The organism is Nonomuraea fuscirosea, from assembly GCF_035917475.1.
Lineage (GTDB): Bacteria > Actinomycetota > Actinomycetes > Streptosporangiales > Streptosporangiaceae > Nonomuraea > Nonomuraea fuscirosea.
Map to the genome: position 1 here is coordinate 2053303 of NZ_CP109074.1, position 22432 is coordinate 2075734.

Sequence of the window (22432 nt, forward strand, 5' to 3'; positions counted from 1 at the left end):
CACACCCTATGGCCATGCGCCCGGCGATCCCGGGCAGAGAGGGTTCCTGGTGCCCAGCACAAAGCGCCTGTTAGCAACACTTCCCGCGGTGGCCCTTCTCGCCGCCGCGCTGTCCGTGCCCGCCGCGCAGGCGAGCTCCGTCGCGGTCTACGACCCCACGGCCTCGGACTTCTACATCAATTACGCCCCTCCGCAGGTGGAGAAGGACGTCAAGGACCCCGCGGTCGTCGATCAGCGGGCCCGTTCCCTCACTCCCGCACAGAAGTTCGACCGCAAGTTCAGCAGCGGGAACCCGGCCGCCGGTCGCATTCTCGCCGCCCGCGAGCGACAGGCCGTCAAGTCCGGCCGCAACCCCGCTGAATGGATCTTCAAGAACTCCAAGCAGACCCGCACGGCCAAGCTCCTCACCGTGCTCGTCGAGTTCAACGATCAGGCCAACGACGACTTCTCCGGCTTCAACCGGCTGCGCACGGTCAACAGCGCGCCGAACGACTGCGCCGTCGAGCCGGCCGGCACGCTGCTCAACGGCCCGCTGCACAACAACATCCCCGACCCGGCGACGCTGCCGCACAAGGACAACAACTCCTTCTGGGTCAAGGACTTCAGCACCGCGCACTTCAACAAGATGCTCTACACGGACAAGGGCATCACCGAGCGCGTGCGCCCGGACCTGAAGGACCCGCGCGACGGCAGGCGCGGCATCGACATCTCCGGCCAGACCATGAAGAACATGTACGAGGAGATGTCGAAGGGGGCCTACTCCGTCACCGGTTCCGCGGTCGGCTGGATCAAGGTGCCCCACTCCGAGGCGTACTACGGCGCCGCGGCCTGCGGCGGCGCGCCGCAGGACATGTCCGGCCACCCGGACAACCCGCTCGGCGCCCAGCAGCTGCCGATCGACACGGTCGAGGCCCTGGCCGCCGCGCAGCCCGACTTCCCGTGGGCCGACTACGACGTCGAGGACATCTCCGACGCCGACAGCGACGGCAACTTCAACGAGCCCGACGGCGTCATCGACCACCTGGTGCTGGTGCACGCCGGCAAGGACAAGTCCTCCGACGGCGGCGCCGAGGGCACGTACGCGATCTGGGCGCACTCCAGCGCGGTCGCGGGCGGCTACAAGATCCCCGGCACCGACAAGAAGATCTCGAACTACATCGTGCAGCCCGAGGACTCCGGCGTCGGCGTCTTCGCCCACGAGTACGGCCACGACCTCGGCCTGCCCGACCTGTACGACACCTCCGGCGCGGCCAGCTCCGCGGTGGACTTCTGGGACCTCATGTCCAGCGGCTCCCACTCTGGCCCGATCTTCCAGTCGATGCCGACGCACATGGGCCTGTGGGACAAGTGGGTGCTCGGCTGGGCCAACCCGAAGACGTTCAACCCGGGTGACAAAGCCAAGCTCGTCACGGTCGGCCAGTCCTCGCGCACGCCCAAGCTCACCGAGGACGGCGTCCGGGTCAACCTGGCCTCCACGCCGCTGAAGATGATCGACGTGCACAGCGGCTCCAACGCCTGGTGGAGCGGCCTCGACCAGGACTGGGCGAACCTCACCCTGACCCGCGACGTGCCCGTGCCCGCCGGCACCGACGTGAAGTTCTGGATGTGGAACAACTACGTCATCGAGCAGGACTGGGACTTCGGCTTCGTCGAGGTCTCCACCGACGGCGGCGAGACGTGGACCCAGCAGAAGGTCTTCGACGAGGCCGGCAACGAGGTCAGCACGGCCGACGACTACCCGGACCCGAACAAGAACCTCAAGACGTTCGGCGACAAGAAGTACGGCCTCACCGGTGACAGCGGCGGCTGGCGGCACGACTACGTCAACCTGACGCCGTTCGCCGGGCAGGACGTCAAGCTGCGGCTGACGTTCAACTCCGACGCCGCCTTCCAGGAGCGCGGCTGGCACGCCGACGACTTCGAGCTCACCAACGGCGCCACCTCCGTGTGGAGTGACGACGTCGAGAGCGACACCGGCTGGAAGCCCGTCGGCGGCACGTTCACCAACACCAGCGGCTCCGGCTGGACCCGCAACAACGGCGAGCGCGAGATCTCCCGCTTCTACCTCGCCGAGTGGCGCAACTTCGACGGCTTCGACAAGGGCCTGCAGTACACCTACGACACCGACTACCTCCGTGACGGGGCGTGGAAGGTGCAGAAGGTGAAGTACAACGCCCCTGGCCTGCTGGTGTGGTACCGCGACTCGACGTTCATCAACAACAACATCGGATCGACCGTCACCCAGTCGCCGAGCGTCGGCCCCAAGGGCAGCCTGCTGGTCGTCGACTCCCACTTCGAGCCGCTCCGCCGCACCGGCGCCGCGGCCACGAAGGACCCGTCGCTCAACAAGAACCTGCAGGGCCGCGTCCAGACCTCCAACGCCGCGTTCGGGTTCGGCAAGACGTACCCGTTCAAGGAGTGCCTGGAGGCGGCGGACGAGCCGTACAGCGCCTACTGCACGGACTTCCCCGCGCAGAAGGGCGTGTCCACCTTCACCGACGCCAAGACCTGGTACCCGGGCATCGAGCAGATCGGCACCGGCCTGTACTACCGGGACGTCGACGCCTCGGTGGTCGTGCCCTCCAAGGGCGACCAGCGCTACTCCACCCGCGTGGTGCACCAGGACGGCACCCCCGCCACGGAGCTGTACGGCCAGGTGGCCGCCGGCTCGACGCTCGGCACCGGCAATCCCGGTGACGAGGGCAAGGCGCTGGGCGTGCAGTTCAAGCTGGTGAGCCCGCTGCCGGGCAACCTCGGCGCGATCGTCCACGTGGTCCCGCCGAAGAAGTGAATCAAGGGGCCGCCGGGCCATCCCGGCGGCCCTAACATTGATGACCATGAGCGAATTGCGCACCAAAGACGAGCACACCCAGGCGATCCAGCGCGATCGCCGGGTGGCGGTGGTGGTGAACACTCGCTCGCGGCGCGGGCGCCGCCACTACTTCGAGGTGATCGAGCAGATCCACAACCTCGGGTTCGAGCCGCTGGCCGAGCTGTCGGTCTACAACCCCAAGCGGCTGCGCGACCTGCTCGACACCGCCCTCGCCACCGACCCCGACCTGCTCATCGTCGGCGGTGGCGACGGCACCCTGTCCTCCGCCGTACGCCACGTCGCCCACCGCGACGTCGCCCTCGGCGTGCTGCCGCTCGGCACCACCAACAACTTCGCCCGCAGCCTCGGCCTGCCGCTCGACCTGGCCGGCGCGATCAAGGTGTTCGCCGAGGGCAAGGTGGCCGACATCGACCTCGGCATGGCCGACGACCGGCCGTTCGCCAACCTGGCCAGCTTCGGCGTCTCCGTCGAGGTGGCGGGCAAGGTCAAGCCGTGGCTCAAGCGCATCGTGGGCCGCCCCGCCTACCCGCTCACGGCGCTGACGATCCTGCCGGGCCACACGCCGTTCCGCGCCTACATCACGGTCGAGGGCCAGCGCCACGAACTGCTCACCCACCAGCTCAACATCGCCAACGGCCGCTTCCACGGCGGCTGGCAGGTGGCGAGAGACATCAGCATCGACAACGGCATGCTGGTCGCCTACCAGCTCGGCTCGGGCAAGAAGCTGCGCCTGCTCGGCGAGACGCTGCTGCGGGCGACCACCGGCCGCTGGCGCAGCCTCGCGGGCGGGCCGTTCGTGACGGGGCGCGAGATGCTGCTGGAGACCGACCCGCCGATGGCCGCCGACGTGGACGGCGAGGTGCGGCTGCGCACGCCGATCAGGCTGCGCGTGGTGCCGAACGGGGTGCGCGTCATGGTGCCCGCCGCCTTCGACGACCGCTGAGCCCCCAGGGAACCTGCTTCAGGCGTCGGCGAAGCCCTGGTAGGCCTTCGTGAGCGGGCGCGCCAGGTCGCCGGGCGGCGGGAAGACGCGCAGCAGCAGGTCGGGGGCGGCCGTCGCGGTCCGCCGCTCCGGGCGGTGCGCCGTGGCCCCGGGAGCGTAGAAGTCGGCCAGGCGGTCGGCGAACGGCACGTCCGGAACCGAGAGCACGTCGGCCGCCGGCTCGTCGGCCAGTGAGCCGAGCAGTTGCTCGCGCGTCCGGCCGCGCCAGGCCAGCACCAGGAACGGATCGTCGTCGAACGACTCGGCCAGCAGGTAGAGCACCGCCGACAGGTGCTTGCAGGGGAACCCCCAGTCGGGGCACGAGCAGTCCATGTCGAGGTCGCGCGGGAACAGGTCGAGCCCCATCGCGGCGAACAGTTCCTCGATCTCCGGCGGCATCTCGCCCGCCAGCAGCTTGGCCCGGTAGACGGCCTGCGCCGCGATCGACTCCTCCACCGCCGTCCAGCGCCGTTCGTCGTACGCCTCGATCCGCACCACTACCTCGTACGGCGTGCGCCGCGACCCCTGCACGGCGGCCCTGACCTCGCCGGCGGACAGGTCGATCGACAGCACCTGGCCCTGCCGGGCGTAGGCGCGGCCGCGCGACAGGCGGCCCTTGTCGCAGATGCGCTCCAGGATGTCGATGAACCGGCGCGACCACCAGGTGGAGCCGATGCTGCCACGCCGGGTGCGGGCCTTGAGCCCGTTCTCGACCTTGATCGGGCCGCCGCCGTCGTACCAGCCGGACATCAGCTCACCCCTTCGGCGGTCAGCGCGAACACCTCGCGCAGCTCCTCGGTCGACAGGTCGGTCAGCCACTCCTCGCCGGTGCCGACGACCCGCTCGGCCAGGGCCTTCTTCCGCTCGATCATCTCGTCCACCCGCTCTTCCAGGGTGCCGGCGCAGATGAGCTTGCGTACCTGCACGTTCTTGCGCTGGCCGATCCGGAACGCGCGGTCGGTCGCCTGGTCCTCGACGGCCGGGTTCCACCAGCGGTCCACGTGGATGACGTGGCTGGCGGCCGTCAGGTTGAGCCCGACGCCGGCCGCCTTGAGCGAGAGCACGAACAGCGTCGGCTCGTCGTCGTGCTGGAACCGGTCCACCAGGCGGTCGCGGGTCTTCTTCGGCAGGCCGCCGTGCAGCCACAGGACCGGCCGCTCCAGCCGCTGGGCGAGGTAGGGCTGGAGCATCGTGCCGAACTCCGCGTACTGGGTGAACAGCAGCGCCTTCTCGCCCTCCGCCAGGATCTCCTCGGCCAGCTGCTCCAGCCGGGCCAGCTTGCCCGACCTGCCCGCCAGCACGGAGCCGTCCTTGAGCAGGTGGGCGGGATGGTTGCAGACCTGCTTGAGCCGGGCCATGGCCGACAGCACCAGGCCGCGCCGCTCGATGCCCTCGCTGTCGTCGATCTTGGCCAGCATGTCGTCCACGACGGCCTGGTAGAGCGTGGCCTGCTCGGTGGTGAGCGGGCACCACTCCTTGACCTCCAGCTTCTCCGGCAGGTCGGAGATGATGGACTTGTCGGTCTTGAGGCGGCGCAGGATGAACGGGCCCGTCGCCTGCCGCAGCGCCCTGGCCGCCTGCTCGTCCTGGCGGGCCTCGATCGGCTCCTGGAACCGGGTCCTGAACCGCGAGCGCGGCCCGAGCAGCCCCGGGTTGGCGAACTCCATGATCGACCAGAGCTCGGCCAGGTGGTTCTCCACCGGGGTGCCCGTCAGCGCGAGCCTGGTCCCCGTGGGGATCGAGCGCACCGCTCTGGCCTGGAGCGTGCCGCTGTTCTTGATCGCCTGGGCCTCGTCGCACACGACCCTGCGCCAGGTGTGCTCCTTGAGCGTCTCCAGGTCGCGCTGGGCGGTGCCGTACGTGGTGATCACCAGGTCGGCGCCGTCGATCTCGGCCGCGTCCCTGCCGCTGCCGTGGTGCACGTACACCCGCAGGCCCGGCGCGAACCTGGCCGCCTCCCGCTGCCAGTTGCCCACCAGCGACATCGGGCACACCAGCAGCGTCGGCGCGCCGGGTCCCTCGTGCACGAGCAGCGCCAGCGTGGTGATCGTCTTGCCCAGCCCCATGTCGTCGGCGAGCACCCCGCCGAGGCCCAGCCCGGACAGGAAGCTCAGCCAGGCCAGCCCCCGTTCCTGGTACGGCCGCAGCGCGGCGTCCAGGCCCGGCGGCGTGGCCAGCGGGGTCAGCCGCCGCTCGGCCTGCCCGGACAGCAGGTCGCCGAGCGCGCCGTCGGCGTCCACCGCCAGCAGCGGCGGCTCGTCGTCGTTCTGGACGATCTCGCGCAGCAGGTCGGCGGCGCTCGCCTCGCCCGTACGGCCGCCCTCGACGGCCCGCAACGCCGCCTTGAGCTGCCTGTCGTCCAGCTCCACCCACTGGCCGCGCACCCTGACCAGCGGCACCTTGAGCCTGGCCAGCTCGGCCAGCTCCTCCTCGCTGATCGTCTCCTCGCCCACCGCCAGGTCGACGCGGAAGTCCAGCAGCTCAGCCATGCCGAAGCCCTGGCCGGCGGCGGCCGACTGTGTCTTGGTCCTGGTGGTCAGCTTCAGCCCCAGCCGGGTGCGGCCGGCCCAGCGCGGCAGCTGCACCCCGAACCCGGCCGCCTGGAGCAGCGGCGCGGCCGTGCGCAGGAAGCCGAACGCGCCCGCCGTGTCCAGATCGAGCGTGCTCGGCTCGGGGACGCGCAGGGCGCGGTCGAGCTCGGGGTAGAGCCTGACCGCGCGGCCCAGTCCGGTCAGCAGGTCGCGTTCCGGTCTTCCGGGCAGTCCTGTCACGCCGTCCCAGAGCGCGGCTGCCGGGACGTACAGGCTGGGGTCGTCGGTGGCCTGCAACGCCAGCTCGACCCGCCAGTCGTCGGTGTCGGCCGGCTCCAGCAGCCGGAAGCACACGCGCGTCGCGCCCTCGGCGGTCACCACCGAGTCGTGCCAGCGTTCCAGCTCGCCGTGCAGCTCGGGGTCGTCGGGGCAGGCGGGGGCGTCGCCGGAGAGGGCGGCCAGCCAGCGTTCCCGGGTGGTCCTCGGCTTTCTGGAGATCAGCGGGGCCGTCGGCGTCGTGCGCGCCACGGCGTCGGTGAACGCCTCCAGGGCCTGTTCGAGCACTTCGGCGGAGGGGCGTTCCGTGGCGGCGGTACGGCAGGCCGGCGGCATGGCCAGGGCCAGCTCGCGGAAGTAGGCGGCGTCGGCCCCGGTGAGCACCGGCCGCCATCCGGCCCTGGCGTCGTCCGGCGCGACGGCCCACATGCTCATGCCGTCGGCATCGCTCCCGGCCGCTGTGTTTCCGGTCGTCGTGCTGCCGGTCGTCGTGCTGCCGGTCGTCGGGCGCTCGCCGTCGTGGGCAGCCGCGTCCTCCCCTGCCTGGTCGGGGCGGATCAGGCGGGGGAGGACGCGACCCCGGCGTACCAGGTCGCGGGCGAAGGCGGCGACGGTGGCCCAGTGGCGCATCGTCGCGGTGCCGGTGTGGCCGGCCAGCGCGTCGAGCGCGCCGGGGACGGCGGGGGCCACGGCGGGCACCCGCCACAGCCGCAGCCTCGGCCGGGACACCCCCGCCAGCCGCCCGGTCTCCGGCGACGGCAGCGGCCCCTTGGCCGACCCTGGCAGCAGCAGCTCCAGCGTCCGGGCTCCGGCGTCGCCCAGACCGAGCACGGCGGCGACATCCGCCGAAGGCGCCGCGAAGGGATGGGCCCGCACCGCACCGGCCCCCCGCGACGAGACCGCGGCAACGGGTCCGGGGTCAGTGGTCTCCGCCCAGAAGGCGAGGCCGTCCCTCGTCCAAACCCCATGTACCAGCACCCGGGCAGGCTACCGCCGGCGGCGGAAGATCGGGGACCGCCACGAAGACGCGGAGATCGTTTCCCGTAGGATCCGGCTATGAGATTCTCGGGGGCCGAGGACAGGTGGCGCGAGGGACTGGGCACCCTGCGGGACGTCGTCCGCCAGGAGCTCGTCACCCGGCAGCTCGCCGGGCACCTTCCCGCGACCCCCTGCCGGATCCTCGACGTCGGCTCCGGCCAGGGCACGCAGGCGCTCAGGATGGCCGCCAGAGGCCACCACGTCACCGCGCTCGACGCCTCGCGCGAGCTGCTCGGCCTGCTGGAGGCCGGCATCCAGCCGGGCATGCGGGTCAGGACCGTGCACGCCGAGGCCGAGCGGCTGGGCGAGCTGTTCGAGCCGGGCGGCTTCGACGCGGTGCTCTGCCACGGCGTGCTGATGTACTTCGACGACCCTGACCCCCTCATCGCGGCCATGGCCCGCCAGCTCGCCCCCGGCGGCCTGCTGTCGCTGCTGGTGCGCAACGGCGACGCCCTGGCCATGCGGCCGGGCCTGATGCGCGACTGGACGGGTGCGGTGCGGGCGTTCGAGGGCACGGGCTATCGCAACAGGCTCGGCGTGGACGCCAGGGCCGACCGGCTCGACGAGCTGACGGGGCGGCTGGCGGCCCAGGGGCTGGAGGTCCGGCGGTGGTACGGCGTGCGCGTGTTCAGCGACGCCGTGCCGAAGGACGAGCCCGTGCCCGACGACCTCTACGACCTGCTGGCGGCCGAGGAACAGGCGGGCAGGACCGACCCCTACCGCCGGGTGGCGGCCCTGACCCATCTGATCTGCCAGGTCAGGAGCGGGTGAGCGGGACAGGCGGAGCGGACGGCGGCGAAGCCCGGCTCGGCGGCCCGCGAAGTCGTACCATAGAGGTATGAACACTCCGGGATCGTGGTGTGAGCGGCCGAAGCCGCAGGCTCCCTCGTGCGAGCTCCCGTCCCCGTGGAGCAGGCCGAAGCAGCCCGACAACTGGTGCGGGACCGAGAAGGACCCCGTCACGTCCGTCCTCAAGTTCCTGATCAGGGCCGCCAAGCGCTGAACGGCCCGTGATATAAGGCCGGTCGTCTGGGTAGTCGCCTTCCTCAGCGGAGGAGGCGATCGACGTGAACGACACCCACAAACTGGTCAACGACCTTTCCGAGCAGGTCTCCCGGCTCGTTAAGGACGAGCTCCGCCTGGCCAAGCTGGAAATGGCGGAGAAGGGCAAGCGCGCCGGATTCGGCGCGGGCCTGTTCGGCGCGGCCGGTGCGGCCGCGTTCTTCGGCGGTGCGACCCTCGTGGCCGCCGTCGTCATGCTCTTCGCACTCGTGCTGCCCGGCTGGGCGGCCGCCGCCATCGTGGCGGTGGTGCTGTTCATCGTCGCCGCCCTCCTCGGGCTCTTCGGCAAGAACGAGGTCAAGCAGGCCAAGCCGCCGGTCCCCCGAGAGACCATCGCGAGCGTCAAGGCCGACATCGACATGGTCAAGGAGAGGGCACGGCGATGAGCGAGACGGACCCCGGATACAGCGAGCAGCACGCCGGCAACGTCGGCGCCCGCAGAGCGACCGTGGGCATGCCGACCGAGCACGAGTCGATCAACGTACCCCCGACCAGACCGGGCGCGGCGGAGAACGCGCATCGGGCCGAGGTGGCCCGGCAGGAACACGAGACGTTCATTCCCGAAACCCCCATCCCGGACGAACGGTCCGAGGCCGCCGGGAGCCATCGGACCGAAGAGGAGTCCATGGGCGGGGCCCGCGGGGAGGACGACGACCAGGAGGATGAGGACGACGTGCGCAGAGATATCGAGAAGACCCGGCAGGAGCTGGGCGAGACCGTCAGCGCGCTGGCGGCCAAGACGGACGTGAAGGGCCGGGCGGGGCACGCGGCCGAGGTCGCCAAGGACCGGGCCGGGCACGCGGCCGAGCTGGCCAAGGACAAGGCGGGACACGCGGCCGAGCTGGCCAAGGACAAGGCAGGGCACGCGGCCGAGCTGGCCAAGGACAAGGCAGGGCACGCCGCGGAGCTGGCCAGGGACCGGGCCGCCGGCGCGGCCGACGTGGTCAGGGACAGGGCCGCGGACGTGGCGGAGAAGGTCAAGGCGGGCACGCCCGACCAGGTCAAGGACGTGGCGGCCGAGGCGAGGAAGCGGCCCGTGATGCTGGTCGCGCTGGCGGGCGTGGTGGTCGCGTTCGTGGTGCGGCGCATGATGAGGCGCCGGCGCGCCAAGTAACCGCCGATGTCCCCCGACACGAACCCCGGGAAGGACTTCCGGAACAACTCCGGGTCCGACCCCCTGAACGACCCCCCGGCCGGCTCGGGGAACGACTCCCGGAGCAGCTCCGGGAACGTTCCCGAGCGGCCGGGCGAGTTACCGCGCAGGGCGTGGTGGGCCGTGCTGCGGCGCACGGTCGCCGAGTTCGGCAACGACCGGGTCCAGGACCTCGCGGCCGGGCTCACGTACTACGCCGTCCTGTCCATCTTCCCCGCGCTGATCGTGCTGGTGTCGCTGTTCCGCCTGCTGGGCCGGCAGGACGCGCAGGCCGTGGTGGGCAGCCTGGTGGCGGTGGCGCCGGCCGAGGTGCGCGAGCTGATCGTCGGCGGCGTGCGTGCGGTCGAGGGCAGCGCGGGCGCGGCGAGCGCCGTCGCGGTGATCGGGCTGCTGGTCGCCCTCTGGTCGGCCTCCAGCTACGTGGCGGCCTTCATCAGGGCGGCCAACGCGATCTACGACATCAGGGAGGGCCGGCCGTTCTGGAAGACCACCCCGTTGCGGCTGGGCCTGACGGTGCTGACCACCGTGCTGCTCACGGTCGGCGCCGTCGCGGTGACACTGACCGGCGAACTGGCCGCCGTCGCGGGCGAGGCGCTGGGCCTGGACGACGCCATCGTGACCGTCTGGAACGTGCTCAAGTGGCCGGTGCTCGCGCTCGCCGCCGCCGGGCTGATCATGGTGCTGTACTGGGCGGCGCCCAACGTGCGCCAGCCGGGCATGCGCTGGATCACGCCGGGTGGCCTGCTCGCGGTGGTGCTCTGGCTGGTCGTCTCCGGCGGTTTCGCCCTGTACGTCGCCCGCTTCTCCTCCTACGACCGCACGTACGGGGCGCTGGCGGCGGTCGTGGTGTTCCTGATCTGGCTATGGCTGTCGAACATGGCGCTGCTGCTCGGTGCCGAGCTGGACGCCGAACTGGTCAGGGCGCGGCGGGTCGCCGCGGGGGAGCCCGTGGAGCGCGAGCCGTACGCGGTGCCGCGCGATCCGCCGAAGGCCGATAACCTGCCCGGGTGATGCGTGCAACGGCCGCCGTCCTGCCGGCCCTGCTGATGGCCCTGGTGGCGCCGCTGACGGCGTGCGGCGCCGGGTCCGCGGTGAGCGACTACGGCAAGGTGATCAAGGGCTCGAAGGGCGCGACCGTGCAGGTACGGGTGCGCCCGGGGCAGCGGTTCTCGCTGGCCGTCCCCGACAACCCGTCGGTGGGCGACAGCTGGGAGCTGGCGGAGGTGCCGGACGCGAAGGTGGCCTCGTTCATCAGCAAGGAGCGCGAGAGCGAGAGCGACGCGCCGGGCTCGGGCGGCACCAGCTACTTCGTCTTCAACGGCAAGCGGCCGGGCACGACCGAGGTGCGCTTGTTCGACTGCTGGCGGTGCGGCCAGGCCAGGACGCCGTCCACGGAGGACAGCAGACAGCAGTCAGGCGAGGCGATCTTCGCCGTCACCGTGGCGGAATGAGCCCCCGGACGCGCGACGAGCGCCCGCGCCCCGGATCGTGACGGCAGGCCCCGTGACGGCAGGCCCCGTGACGGCAGGCCCCGTGACGGCAGGCCCCGTGACGGCAGGTCTCAGACCGCCATCGCGCGGCAGAGCACGTCGAGCGTCGTCTCCCTGACCACCTCGGGATCGGCGCCCGCCGCGAGCCGCCGCCGCCCCTCGCCCAGGATGCTCCACCCCAGGTGGGCGACCAGGTCGGGATGTTCGTGGCCGGCCTCGGCCAGGACGTCGCGGAGCGGGGCGATCATCGTCTCGTGCAGCTCGTCGAGCCGGACCCGGCAGCCGGGCGGCAGCTCGGCCGAGACCACCGCGCGCAGCACCGCGTAGTCGGGGCTGGACACGAACGACAGCGTCACCGCCCCGAACTCGCGCACCCGCTCGCGCAGGTCGCCGGGCCCCGACGTGACGCCCGCCAGGCGGGCCCGCCAGCGCGGGACGGCGTCCTCGACGAGCTGGGCCAGGATGTCGGCGGTGGAGGAGAAGTAGCGGTAGACGCTGGAGCGGGCCAGCCCCACGCGCGCCCCGACGGCGGCCGGGGTGAGCCCGGCCGTGCCCTCGGCGACCAGGATCTCCAGCGCGGCCGCCAGCAGGGCCGCGTGCCGGCCGGCACGGTGGTCGGCCACCGTGGCCGCGCTGATCCTCGGCACCGCCTCACTCCTCCTCGGGTCGCCTGCCTCCAGTATCGGGCAGCAGCAGCGTCGCCCCGACCCCGAGGAGCAGCACGAGCCCCGTGGCGACGGTGACCCGCCGGGTGGCCTCGGCGGCGGCCGCGACGGCCGCGGCGTGCCGCGCGGGGTCCCTGATGGAGGCGACGGCCGCCCCGGCGCTCTCGCGTAAGGCCCTGGCCAGTTGCGGCTGGTCCGGCAGCCGGCTGGCCATGGCCGATTCGAGGCCGGTGACCAGCACGGTGCCGAGCAGCGCGATGCCGACGGCCGCGCCGAACTGGCGGATCGTGCTCTGCAGGCCGGAGGCGGCGCCGGACTGCCTGGCGGGTACGCCGGCCAGCATCACGTTCGGCAACTGGGCGGAGGCGAAGCCGATGCCGATCCCGTACAGGACCAGCCAGGGCACCAGCGTCCACGGGCCGAGCGAGGGCGAGACGGACAGGCCGATCGCGACGGCCGCGGTGGCCTCGATGGCGAGCCCGATCCTGACGATGACCCGCGGCGTCGCCGGCAGCCTGGGCACCAGGCCGCCGGCCAGGAACGTGCCGCCCGCGAGCGAGGCGATGATCAGGCCGGTCGTGAACGCGGTGAACCCGATGGCCGACTGCAGGAACAGGGGCAGCACGAGGATCAGGCCGAACTCGCCGAGCGAGACGATCATCGCGGCGGCGCCGCCGTACCGGAAGGAGGGAATGCTGAACAGGGACAGGTCCAGGACGACCGGCAGGCCCGCCCGTGCCCTGGAACGCTCGACCAGGACGAGGCCCGTCAGCGCGAGCACGGCCAGCGCGAACGCGAACGGGATCGGCGTCCAGCCGAAGAAGCCGTACCGCTGGCCCTCGATCAGCCCGAACACCAGCGCCGACGTGCCGGTCACCGACAGCAGCACGCCGGGCACGTCGGACCCGCCGGCCGCCGGGTCGCGCGACTCGGGCACCTTGAGCGTGCCGAGCAGGACCAGCAGGCCGATCGGCAGGTTCACCCAGAACGCCCACCGCCAGCCGAAGTCCGTCACCACCCAGCCGCCGAGCAGCGGCCCGAGCGCCGCCATGCCGCCGATGATGGAGCCCCAGACGGCGAACGCGATGGTCCTGCGCCTGCCGGTGTAGGTGGCGTTGACGACGGCGAGCGTCATCGGCACCACCATGGACGCGCCGGCGCCCTGGAGCACGCGCGCGCCGATCAGCAGCGCGGCGTTGCCCGCCGCCGCGGCCAGCAGGCTCGCCACCAGGAACACCGCCAGCCCGAGCGCGAACGTCCTGCGCCTGCCGCGCACGTCGCCCATCCGGCCGAGCGGGATGAGCAGGGCGGCGAACGTCAGCGAGTAGATCGAGTTGACCCATTCGACGTCCGTGGCCGAGAGCTTGAGGTCACCCATGATGGCCGGCACGGCCACGTTCACGATCGTCGCGTCGATGACGATCATCGACATGCCGGCGCCCAGGACGAAGAGGGGGAGCCAGCTCTGCCGCCGGCTCCGCCCTGTTTGCGACACCATGTCCCCAACATAGCAACAGGGTGTCGCTAAGTGGTCGGCTAGTCTGCAGATCATGGACTTCATCCGGGTCCGCGCCTCGTCCGACGGCGCGGAGGTGATCTCGTACTGGACCGGTGACGTCTACGGCGTCCAGGACGACGACGGGCCGCACCACCTGTTCGGGTTCGAGGGGCTCAACGTGGCCAGGGCGGTCGAGACCGGCACCGGCTGGCAGCTCCTGACCAGGGAGGCCGCGCTCTACCTCGATCCGGTGACCAGGCAGGTGCTCGACACCTGGGACAACCCGTTCACCGGCCGCGCGGTCGAGGTGCGTCACGTCTTCAACGACCCGGTCAACCAGCGGCTCGGCGCCTACCCGGTGCCGGAGACGCGGCTCGGCGGCCAGGTCGTCTACAACGTGGACGTGCGGCTGGCCTACCCCTCGCCGCTCAAGGTCGCCGACTATCCGGACAACTCGGCCAGTGACACGTACCGGGCGCTGGAGCTGTTCCAGTTCTTCGTCTCGGCCGCCGACCTGGAGTCCGGCGTGCCGGACGTCCCGTGCGTGTTCTCCTGGTGCCGGGTCTCGCCGTGGTTGCCGTGGATGGCGATGGCGCAGCGCGGCGGCGGGCTCGTCTACCACTGCAGGGGCGCCAAGGTGGCCGAGGTGCCCGAGCGGCTGCGCGAACGGGTCGGCGAGCACTTCCTGCACGCGCCGGCACGCTGGTCGGCGCCCAACGTGACGAGCTGGACCGCCTTCAGGGACGCCCCCACCGGCACCGGCGACGCCCCCACCGCCTTCGGCGACGACCTCACCGCCTTCGGCGACGGCACCACCCGTGAGGTGGGCCGGTGAGCGACGACCTGTTCTGCGAGATCATCGCCGGCCGGCGGCCCGCCCACGTGGTGAGCTCCGACGAGGTCGCCGTCTCCTTCCTCGACGTCCGGCCGGTCTTCAAGGGTCACGTGCTGGTCGTGCCGCGCGTGCACGTCGAGACGCTCACCGACCTCGGCGAGGTGGGCCCGTTCTTCGAGCGGGTCCAGACCATGGCCCGGGCCGTGGAGGAGGGCCTGGAGGCCGGCGGCACGTTCGTCGCGATGAACAACCGGGTCAGCCAGAGCGTGGCCCACCTGCACGTGCACGTGGTGCCCCGGCAGAAGAAGGACGGGCTGCGCGGCTTCTTCTGGCCGCGCACCAAGTACGACTCCGCCGAGGAGGCCGAGTCCTTCGCCGCCCGCGTCCGCGCGGCACTCTGAGCCGCCGGGCCCGCCGCCCGCCCACCGTCAGGCACTAGGCTCAGGCGGCGTGGAATACCTGGTCGACGTGGTCGTCGTGGCGGTGCTCGTCGGCGTGCCGTCGATCGTGCTGTGGCGGGTCATGCGCGGCCGCAGGGAGCTGGGCACCAGCCCGGCGGAGCGGGCCACGTTCGAGACCCTGCACACCGCCTCGATGGCCGGACCGCCGCTGCGGGCGGGCCTGACCGCCGACGGCGCCGAGCGCGCCTCGCGGCACCTGCGCGCCCTGCTCGGCTCGGCCGCCGTCGCCATCACCGACGGCGAACGCCTGCTCGTCTACGACGGCGCCGGCGACGACCACCACGCCGACCAGGCGTTCGAGCACGCGGCGGCGACGCTCAAGGACGGCCGCACCCAGGTCCTGACCATCGACTGCGACCTGCTCGAATGCCCCGTCAGGCACGCCGTGGTCGTGCCCCTGACCACCGACGACCGCGTGGTCGGTGCGCTGGCCGCCTACGGGCAGAACGCCTCGGCCGGTCTCGTCAGGGCCGCGCAGGAGGTCGCCGGATGGGTGGACTCGCAGCTGGAGCTGGCCGAGCTCGACCGCTCGCGCACTTTACTGATGGAGGCCGAGGTGCGGGCGCTGCGCGCGCAGATCTCCCCGCACTTCATCTACAACTCCCTCACCACGATCGCCTCCTTCGTCCGCACCGACCCCGAGCGGGCCAGGGAGCTGCTGCTGGAGTTCGCCGACTTCACCCGCTACTCCTTCCGCAGGCACGGCGAGTTCACCACCCTGGCCGAGGAGCTGCGCTCGATCGACCGCTACCTGATCCTGGAGCGGGCCAGGTTCGGCGACCAGCTTCAGGTGACGCTGCGCATCGCGCCGGAGGTGCTGCCGGTGGCGGTGCCGTTCCTGTGCCTGCAGCCGCTGGTCGAGAACGCCGTCCGGCACGGCCTGGAGAGCAAGAACGGTGTCGGCCGGATCACGATCATCGCCGAGGACGCGGGCGCGGAGTGCCGCATCAGCGTCGAGGACGACGGGCTCGGCATGGACCCCGAGCGACTGCGCCGCATTCTCGCAGGTGACATCGCTCCAGCGGGCGGCGTCGGCCTGGCGAACGTGGACGAGCGGCTGCGTCAGGTGTACGGCGACGAGTACGGTCTGGTCGTCGAAACGGCCGGCGGCGCGGGCACCAAGGTCAACATCCGGTTGCCGAAATATCACCCAGGCGTCTCCGCCCGTTGACCTCGATCTTTGTTGTCGGTTTAGTCACTGTCTATGGCACAACTCCGGGTACTGGCGGTCGACGATGAATTGCCGGCCCTCGAAGACCTGTCGTACCTGCTGCGCGCCGATCCCCGCATCGGCGAGGTGGCCACGGCCAGGGACGGCGCGGCCGCGCTGCGGCTGCTGGACCGCGCCATCGCGGACGGGCGGCCGATCGACGCCGTGTTCCTCGACATCAGGATGCGCGGCCTGGACGGCGTGGTGCTCGGCCGGCTGCTGTCGCAGTTCGCCAACCCGCCCCGGGTGGTGTTCGTGACCGCGTACGAGGAGCACGCGGTGGACGCCTTCGAGATCAAGGCCGAGGACTACCTGCTCAAGCCGGTCCGGCCGGAGCGGCTGGCCGAGGCGATCAGGCGGGTGGCGGTCTCGGCCGACGTGCCCGTGGAAGGCGGCGAGAGCGACACGATCCCGGTCGAACTGGGCGGCGTGACCCGCTTCGTCTCCAGCGCCGACGTCATCTACGTGGAGGCCCACGGCGACTACGCGCGGCTGCACACCGCCGCCGGCAGCCACCTCGTCCGCATCCCGCTGGCCACCCTGGAGGAACGGTGGGCCTCCGCGGGCTTCATCCGCGTGCACCGCAGCCACCTGGTGGCCGTCAAACACATCGAGGAGCTGCACATCGACTCGGGCCGGTGCACCGTGCGCGTGGGCGAGACCGAGCTGCCGGTCAGCCGGCGGCACACCCGCGAGCTGCGCGACCTGCTGGTGCGGCGGGCCAGGAAGGGCAGGCAGGAATGAGCCAGGTACCGCGTCCCGGCCGGCGCTCCGACGTGCCCCGCCGCGTCACCGTCACCAGCCCCAGGACGGCCGCCGCCCGCCGGCCCCGCTACCCGGCCCTGCGCGAGATCGACGAGCAGACCAGGCTGGGCGAGGTCTACATGCACTCGCTCCTGCGCACCCAGTTCCGGCTGGCCCTGTTCGTCTGCACGGTGCTGGCCTGCGTGATCGGCGGCCTGCCGCTGCTGTTCCTGCTCCTGCCCGACCTGCGCGAGGTGCACCTGCTCGGCGTGCCGCTCCCGTGGGCGGTGCTGGGCGGGCTCATCTATCCCGCCTTCGTCATCGGCGCCTGGCTCTACGTCCGCCAGGCCGAGCGCAACGAGCGGCACTTCGCCGAGCTGGTCGAGCGCCGATGAGCCTGACGGCGGTGCTCGTGGTCATGCTGGCGGCCGTGCTCATCGGCGCGTTCGGCATCAGGTTCTCCCGCACCACATCCGACTTCTACGTCGCCTCGCGCACGGTCAGCCCGCTCTGGAACGCCTCCGCCATCGGCGGCGAGTACCTGTCGGCGGCCTCCTTCCTGGGCATCGCCGGGCTCATCCTGTCCTTCGGCGTGGACATGCTGTGGCTGCCCGTCGGCTGGACCGGCGGTTACCTCGTGCTGCTGGTGCTGGTGTCGGCGCCGCTGCGGCGGTCGGGGGCGTACACGCTGCCCGACTTCGCCGAGGCCAGGCTGGAGTCGATGACCGTGCGCCGCACGGCGAGCGTGCTCGTCGTGCTCATCGGCGGGCTCTACCTGATGCCGCAGTTCCAGAGCGCCGGGCTCGTGCTGCGCACGATCACCGGCGCGCCCGTCTGGGTCGGCGGGCTGCTCGTCGCCGTCGTCGTGGCGGTGAACGTGCTGTCGGGCGGCATGCGTTCGATCACGTTCGTGCAGGCGTTCCAGTACTGGCTGAAGCTGACCGCGCTGGCCGTGCCGCTGGTGTTCCTGCTGCTCGCCTGGCGGGCCGACGGCGCGCCCGCCGTGAGCGCCGCCGACGCGCTCACCTGGCAGACGCCGCTCGGCGGGGTCAGGGAGTACGGGCTCTACTCGACGTACTCGCTGATCCTGGCCACGTTCCTGGGCACCATGGGGCTGCCGCACGTGCTCGTCCGCTTCTACACCAACCCCGACGGGCGGGCCGCGCGCCGGACGACGCTGGTCGTGCTCTCGCTGCTCGGCGCGTTCTACCTGCTGCCCACCGTGTACGGCTGGCTGGGCCGCATGTACGCCCCCGACCTGGTCCGCACGGACACGGTCGTGCTCACGCTGCCCGCCCGCATGATCGGCGGCACCCTCGGCGACCTGCTCACCGCCCTGGTCACCGCGGGCGCGTTCGCCGCGTTCCTGTCCACGTCCTCGGGGCTGACCGTGTCCGTCGCGGGGGTGATCGCCCAGGACCTGCTCAAGGGCGGGGTGCGCTCGTTCAGGATCGCCACCCTGATGGCGGTGGCGGTGCCGCTGGCCCTGGCGCTGTGGGCGCGGGCGCTGCCGGTGGCGGACGTGGTGGGCCTGGCCTTCGCCGTGGCGGCCTCGTCGTTCTGCCCGCTGCTCGTCCTCGGCATCTGGTGGCGGCGGCTGTCCACGACGGGGGCCGTGGCCGGGCTGTTCGTCGGGGGCGGGCTGGCCTGCGCGGCGGTCCTGGTGACGATCGTCGGCGGCCCGGCGTCGGGCCTGGCGGGCGCCCTGCTCGCCCAGCCGGCGGCGTGGACGGTGCCGATCGCGTTCGCGGTGATGGTGGCCGTGTCGTTCCTGACGCCGCACCGGGTGCCGCCCGGCACGGCCAGGACCATGGTCAGGCTGCACACCCCGGAGAACCTCGACCTCGACCGCGGCGACTGGCGGCCCCGCTCGTCGTAGGGCGTGTCACAGGGGGTGCGCCTTCTTGATCTTGGCCCGCTCGATCCGGTGGATGTCGTCGCAGTCGTGGCAGTAGCCGATGACCGTGCCCGGCCCGAACTCCAGGCCGTCCATGTAGTGTTCGCCCCGCCGCCAGACGATCACGATCGGCTCGCCGGTCACGGCCGCGTCCTGGAGCGCCTGCTCGGCCGAGCCGGGCGCGGGCCGGGCGGGACCCCCGAACATGACCCGGGCCGCGGCCTCCGCGTCGAAGCCCGCCTCGTCGGGGCTCGGCTCGACCGGGAGACGCCGGCGCTGGGGACGTTCGGCCTGGATCGTCCCGTCGGCGGTCACACCGACCGGGGTGTGACCGGCCTGCCGCAGCAGCCGCAGCGTCTCGCCGGGAGGCAGCGGGCCGAGCGCGACCGTCGGCGCGATCCGCCGCAGGCCCAGCTTGCGCAGCGCCTTCGCGGCGCACAACTCGGTGATGACGGCGGGGTCGTCGGCGATCACGACAGATGGGGCCGCGGCGACCTTGACCGTGCCGTGCCTGCGGGCCGTGTCGGTGACCAGGTAACTCAGCGGCTGCGGGATCGCCTTGGCGGAGAAGCGGTCCAGCCCTGACAGCAGCGTCTCGGCGTCCGTGCCCTGGTCGAGCGCCCTGCGCACGCTCGCCTCCGAGAAGCGCCACACGCTCGCCCGGTCGCGCGATTCGAGGTCGGCGGCCAGGTCGAGGAAGGCGGCCAGCTCGGGGGAGGGGACGCCGGTGACGACGGCGGTCAGGTCGTTCTGCAGGGTCACGGTCGTCACCGGGGCGGGGAAGAGGCCGTCCACGTCGCCGGAGTCGAGCAGAGCCCGTCCAAGCGTTGTGAGGGCCCCGCCGGCCACGACGCCGAGCCATTCGGCCTCGCGCAGGGCCGCGGCGACGAACTCGGCGGACGCCTCCGGCGCCTCCGCCATCGCCCGCGTGCGCCAGGCCACCGCCTCGCCCATCTTGTCCGCTTCCGCGCCCATGCCAGGGGGCAGCGTACGCAACGTCTGGAGCACCGCGCGCCGGATCCGGCCCGCCTCGCACGCGAACTCGTACGGCGGCGGCAGTGGCGTCATGTGCTCCTCGCAGCACCCCACGACGCGGTGCGTGGGCGCCTGCGGCAGCCCCAGCCAGCTCTCGGCCAGCGCCCGCCACCTCCGGCCCGCCGGACGCTCCAGCCAGTCGTCCACGAGCGTGGTGGCGATCAGCCGCTCGCCCTGTTCGGAGCCGATCAGGTCGGCCGCGAAGACGACGTCCAGCCAGAGCACGGCCTCCCGCTCCGGCAGGCCGAGCGCCTTGGCCACCCGCCTGATCTCACGCACGCCCACACCGCCGGACTTCAGCTCGGCCACGGACTCCGTCGCGGCCAGCTCCGCCAGCGCCCGCGCCCGCTCGATCGCGGCCAGCGCCACGTCCACGCCGTCGCTCTCGGGGACGGGGCCAACCGGCACTTCGGGCTGCCCGGTCAGCGCCGGCTTCCAGGCGTCGCCGCGCAGGGCCAGCGCGATCTCCTTGGGCAGCTCGTACTCCCAGCCGTCGCGGATCACGAACCCGGCGTCCGCCAGGCGCTGGACGGGTTGCGTACGGGGGACGGGACCGTAGCCGAACTGCGTGCCGGCCAGCACGGGAGACCCGGCGGCCATCGACTCCAGCAGGGCCCGCGCCTGCGCCGGCAGCCCGGCCGCGCGGGCCCGCACCGCCGCGCCGTCGGCCAGCAGCTCCTCGGCCTGCCGCACCAGGTCGGCCTTGCGCCCGGCCGGCTGCCCGCCGAACGTCCTGACGATCGTCTTCAGCGTCTCGGCCGTGACCGTCTTCCCGAACTCCCGCAGCGGCCTGCCCAGCCCGAACGGATGCTGCCAGAGCCCGGCGGGGTGCCGCGAACGCACGATGCCGCCGTCGGGGCCGCCGCCGTCGGAGCCGCCGTCGGGGCCGCGACCTGAGCCGCCGCTTGAGCCGCCGCCTCCGCCGGGACCGCTGTCGAGCGTGATCAGGCCGTGTCCGGCCATGGTGTCCAGCACCTCGCCGAGCCGGTCGAGCGGGTCGTGCAGCAGACCGGCCAGCGCCTCACGGGTGGTGGCGCCGCCCGCCGCCTGGATGGCCTGGCTGACGACGTGGCAGTCGGCGTCGAGGTCGAGCAGAACGGGGATGGCCAGCTCGGGCCGGTCCAGCAGCCGTTCGAGCATGTCCACGGAGGGCGCCCCGGCGAGCTCGGGCCTGTTGCGGAGGATCTGGGTCAGCGCCGGGGGGAGAAGAGCCACGATCCGACTGTAGTGCGGCGGCTGACGCTCCGCCGCCCGGTTCGTGTGCCCGGCCGTACACACGACCGTCACGGTGAGTGAGGCTTCCCCGGCCGCAGGGGTATGACGAGGTCGGGGACGCGTCCGCCCAACGGGACTTCACCTGGCGGATCTCTGGGAGCGAGCTTCGGCAGCGAACTTCCCGGGACGCGGACTTCCGGAGAGGGAGGACGGCGATGCCGGCAACGGACGGGCCCGAACGACCCGACGATCCCAGCCCCGCCCCAGCGGCACGGGAACGCGATTCCTCCGCGCCGCGCGCCGGCGGTTCGCCCGTGTCGCGCGCCGGCGGCCCCGCCGCATCTCGGCGAGTCGGCTCATCTGTGGCGCGAGGTCATGGGTGGGTGGTCGGGGTGCCCGGGGAGGCTCAGCCCGCGCTGGCGGCGGCCGCGTCCGCCGCGTTGGAGGCGTACAGCGTCGCCACCGCGGAGCATGACCGCGCCGCCCTGGCCGAGGTCGTGGGGGACGGTGCCGACGGCACTCCCACCATGCGTATCGACGTGCTGGTGGAGAACGCCATCCTGAACGCGCTGTCCCGCCACTCGGTCAACGTGCTGACCGAGGAGACCGGCTGGGTCGACAACGGCTCGGCGCTGACCCTGGTCATGGACCCCGTGGACGGGTCCGCCAACGCCGCCGCCGGCGTGCCCCTGTCCGCGTTCTCGGCCGCCGTGGCCGTGGACGGGGTGTTCATCGAGGCGCTGACCGTCTGGCTGGAGACCGGGCGGAGCTGGTGGGCGAAGGCGGGCACGCCGTCCCCGCTGCGCACCACCGGCCGCACGTCCCTGCCCGGGGCGGCCGTCTCCCTGCTGCGCCCCCATCCCGCGAACCCGGGGGCGGCCTCGGCGTGGTGGGAGGTGGCGCGCCGGGCCGGCCGCGTGCGGATCCTGTCCACGAGCTGCCTGGAGGGCGCCCTGGTGGCCCAGGGGGCGACGGACGCCTTCGCCGACGCCGCCACCGACACGCACCGGCTGGTGGACCTCGCCGCCTCCGTGGTGCTGGCCGAGGCGGGCGGCGGGGCGGTCAGGGATGTGTTCGGCCGCCCGATCGGCCTGGACACCGACCTGACCAGGCGCTGGAGCGGCGTGGTCGCGGCCAGCCCGGAACTGGCCGACGAACTGGCCTCGGTCCTCCACGACGCCTACGAAACCGGCCGCACGACTCCCGCCGGTCCAGGCACCCCGACCTAGAGTTCGGCCGGAGGCTGGTGGTCGGGTGCGGGTGCGGGCCGGCTCGCTATTCGGGCCGGGGTTCAGGTGCGGGCCGGGTAGGCTCAGCCGGAGCAGGTCCAGCACCTCGGCCTGCAGCGACACCTTGGCCCGCAGGTCCTGCACGTCGAGGGTGATCTCCTCGACCTTGACCATGGGCACGTCCAGGTAGACGTCCGGATCGGCGACCTCCCAGGAGGCCTCGGCATCGTCGCTCTCGGACATCGCTCTTCTCCTAGAGCCGGCCCCGAAGTCGTACA

The 22432-nt window shown here is 72.4% G+C and carries 20 protein-coding genes; 15 read left to right on the forward strand and 5 right to left on the reverse strand.

What is annotated here, in order from left to right:
• Positions 1–88 precede the first annotated feature (88 nt).
• Both OIE67_RS09170 and OIE67_RS09175 read left to right on the forward strand, forming a co-directional pair.
• Entirely contained in the window at positions 89–2791 is a 2703-nt protein-coding gene (locus tag OIE67_RS09170) for an immune inhibitor A domain-containing protein (RefSeq protein WP_326638553.1), read from the forward strand.
• Positions 2792–2837: 46 nt separating this feature from the next.
• The gene (locus tag OIE67_RS09175; protein ID WP_106234544.1) at positions 2838–3776 is read left to right on the forward strand and encodes a diacylglycerol/lipid kinase family protein; all 939 of its coding nucleotides are present in this window, start codon (positions 2838–2840) and stop codon (positions 3774–3776) included.
• Positions 3777–3794: 18 nt separating this feature from the next.
• On the opposite strand, the gene OIE67_RS09180 is transcribed toward OIE67_RS09175, so the two are convergent.
• Both OIE67_RS09180 and OIE67_RS09185 read right to left on the reverse strand, forming a co-directional pair.
• Positions 3795–4565 (reverse strand): SWIM zinc finger family protein, encoded by a 771-nt coding sequence (locus tag OIE67_RS09180; protein ID WP_106234546.1) that lies wholly within the window; start codon positions 4563–4565, stop codon positions 3795–3797.
• A complete protein-coding gene (locus OIE67_RS09185; protein WP_326638560.1) occupies positions 4565–7498 on the reverse strand; it encodes an SNF2-related protein in 2934 nt (977 codons plus the stop codon). The genes OIE67_RS09180 and OIE67_RS09185 overlap by 1 nt, the downstream gene beginning before the upstream one ends.
• Positions 7499–7678: 180 nt before the next feature.
• Here OIE67_RS09185 and OIE67_RS09190 point away from each other — a divergent pair, with 180 nt between their 5' ends.
• The 6 genes from OIE67_RS09190 (at position 7679) to OIE67_RS09215 (ending at position 11326) form a co-directional block, all read left to right on the forward strand.
• On the forward strand, positions 7679–8431 hold the full coding sequence (locus OIE67_RS09190) for a class I SAM-dependent methyltransferase (RefSeq protein ID WP_326638561.1): 753 nt from the start codon (positions 7679–7681) through the stop codon (positions 8429–8431).
• 67 nt (positions 8432–8498) lie between these two features.
• Positions 8499–8663, forward strand: coding sequence for a hypothetical protein (locus OIE67_RS09195; RefSeq protein WP_181306909.1), 165 nt, complete (start codon positions 8499–8501; stop codon positions 8661–8663).
• A gap of 64 nt (positions 8664–8727) precedes the next feature.
• Positions 8728–9108: a phage holin family protein gene (locus OIE67_RS09200; protein WP_326638564.1), complete on the forward strand. Its 381-nt coding sequence runs from the start codon at positions 8728–8730 to the stop codon at positions 9106–9108.
• Positions 9105–9836 (forward strand): DUF3618 domain-containing protein, encoded by a 732-nt coding sequence (locus OIE67_RS09205; protein ID WP_326638566.1) that lies wholly within the window; start codon positions 9105–9107, stop codon positions 9834–9836. The genes OIE67_RS09200 and OIE67_RS09205 overlap by 4 nt, the downstream gene beginning before the upstream one ends.
• Before the next feature lie 6 nt (positions 9837–9842).
• Entirely contained in the window at positions 9843–10886 is a 1044-nt protein-coding gene (locus tag OIE67_RS09210) for a YihY/virulence factor BrkB family protein (RefSeq protein WP_326638568.1), read from the forward strand.
• Positions 10886–11326, forward strand: coding sequence for a protease inhibitor I42 family protein (locus OIE67_RS09215; RefSeq protein WP_326645277.1), 441 nt, complete (start codon positions 10886–10888; stop codon positions 11324–11326). Before OIE67_RS09210 ends, OIE67_RS09215 begins: the two co-directional genes overlap by 1 nt.
• Positions 11327–11436: 110 nt before the next feature.
• Here OIE67_RS09215 and OIE67_RS09220 read toward each other — a convergent pair whose 3' ends face one another.
• Both OIE67_RS09220 and OIE67_RS09225 read right to left on the reverse strand, forming a co-directional pair.
• Positions 11437–12012 carry a TetR/AcrR family transcriptional regulator gene (locus OIE67_RS09220; protein WP_326638570.1) on the reverse strand — a complete coding sequence of 192 codons (576 nt, stop codon included), beginning with the start codon at positions 12010–12012 and terminating at the stop codon, positions 11437–11439.
• Between the two features lie 4 nt (positions 12013–12016).
• Positions 12017–13528 carry an MFS transporter gene (locus tag OIE67_RS09225; RefSeq protein ID WP_326638572.1) on the reverse strand — a complete coding sequence of 504 codons (1512 nt, stop codon included), beginning with the start codon at positions 13526–13528 and terminating at the stop codon, positions 12017–12019.
• Positions 13529–13580: 52 nt separating this feature from the next.
• On the opposite strand from OIE67_RS09225, the gene OIE67_RS09230 reads away from it, so the two are divergent.
• Genes OIE67_RS09230 through OIE67_RS09255 form a run of 6 tightly spaced genes read left to right on the forward strand, consistent with a single transcriptional unit; the run spans position 13581 to position 18657 of the window.
• The gene (locus OIE67_RS09230; protein ID WP_326638575.1) at positions 13581–14363 is read left to right on the forward strand and encodes a DUF1838 family protein; all 783 of its coding nucleotides are present in this window, start codon (positions 13581–13583) and stop codon (positions 14361–14363) included.
• Complete coding sequence (locus OIE67_RS09235; RefSeq protein ID WP_326638576.1) at positions 14360–14764, forward strand: HIT family protein; 405 nt, start codon at positions 14360–14362, stop codon at positions 14762–14764. Before OIE67_RS09230 ends, OIE67_RS09235 begins: the two co-directional genes overlap by 4 nt.
• 49 nt (positions 14765–14813) lie before the next feature.
• Positions 14814–15995, forward strand: a complete 1182-nt coding sequence (locus OIE67_RS09240; RefSeq protein ID WP_106234562.1) for a histidine kinase — start codon at positions 14814–14816, stop codon at positions 15993–15995.
• A gap of 33 nt (positions 15996–16028) precedes the next feature.
• Entirely contained in the window at positions 16029–16778 is a 750-nt protein-coding gene (locus tag OIE67_RS09245; RefSeq protein ID WP_106234564.1) for a LytR/AlgR family response regulator transcription factor, read from the forward strand.
• A complete protein-coding gene (locus tag OIE67_RS09250; RefSeq protein WP_326638580.1) occupies positions 16775–17173 on the forward strand; it encodes a hypothetical protein in 399 nt (132 codons plus the stop codon). Before OIE67_RS09245 ends, OIE67_RS09250 begins: the two co-directional genes overlap by 4 nt.
• Positions 17170–18657 carry a sodium/solute symporter gene (locus tag OIE67_RS09255; protein ID WP_326638582.1) on the forward strand — a complete coding sequence of 496 codons (1488 nt, stop codon included), beginning with the start codon at positions 17170–17172 and terminating at the stop codon, positions 18655–18657. The genes OIE67_RS09250 and OIE67_RS09255 overlap by 4 nt, the downstream gene beginning before the upstream one ends.
• Positions 18658–18663: 6 nt before the next feature.
• Here OIE67_RS09255 and OIE67_RS09260 read toward each other — a convergent pair whose 3' ends face one another.
• Entirely contained in the window at positions 18664–20925 is a 2262-nt protein-coding gene (locus OIE67_RS09260) for a helicase-associated domain-containing protein (protein WP_326638584.1), read from the reverse strand.
• Between the two features lie 392 nt (positions 20926–21317).
• On the opposite strand from OIE67_RS09260, the gene OIE67_RS09265 reads away from it, so the two are divergent.
• The gene (locus OIE67_RS09265; RefSeq protein WP_326638586.1) at positions 21318–22154 is read left to right on the forward strand and encodes an inositol monophosphatase family protein; all 837 of its coding nucleotides are present in this window, start codon (positions 21318–21320) and stop codon (positions 22152–22154) included.
• The last annotated feature ends 278 nt before the right edge of the window (positions 22155–22432 follow it).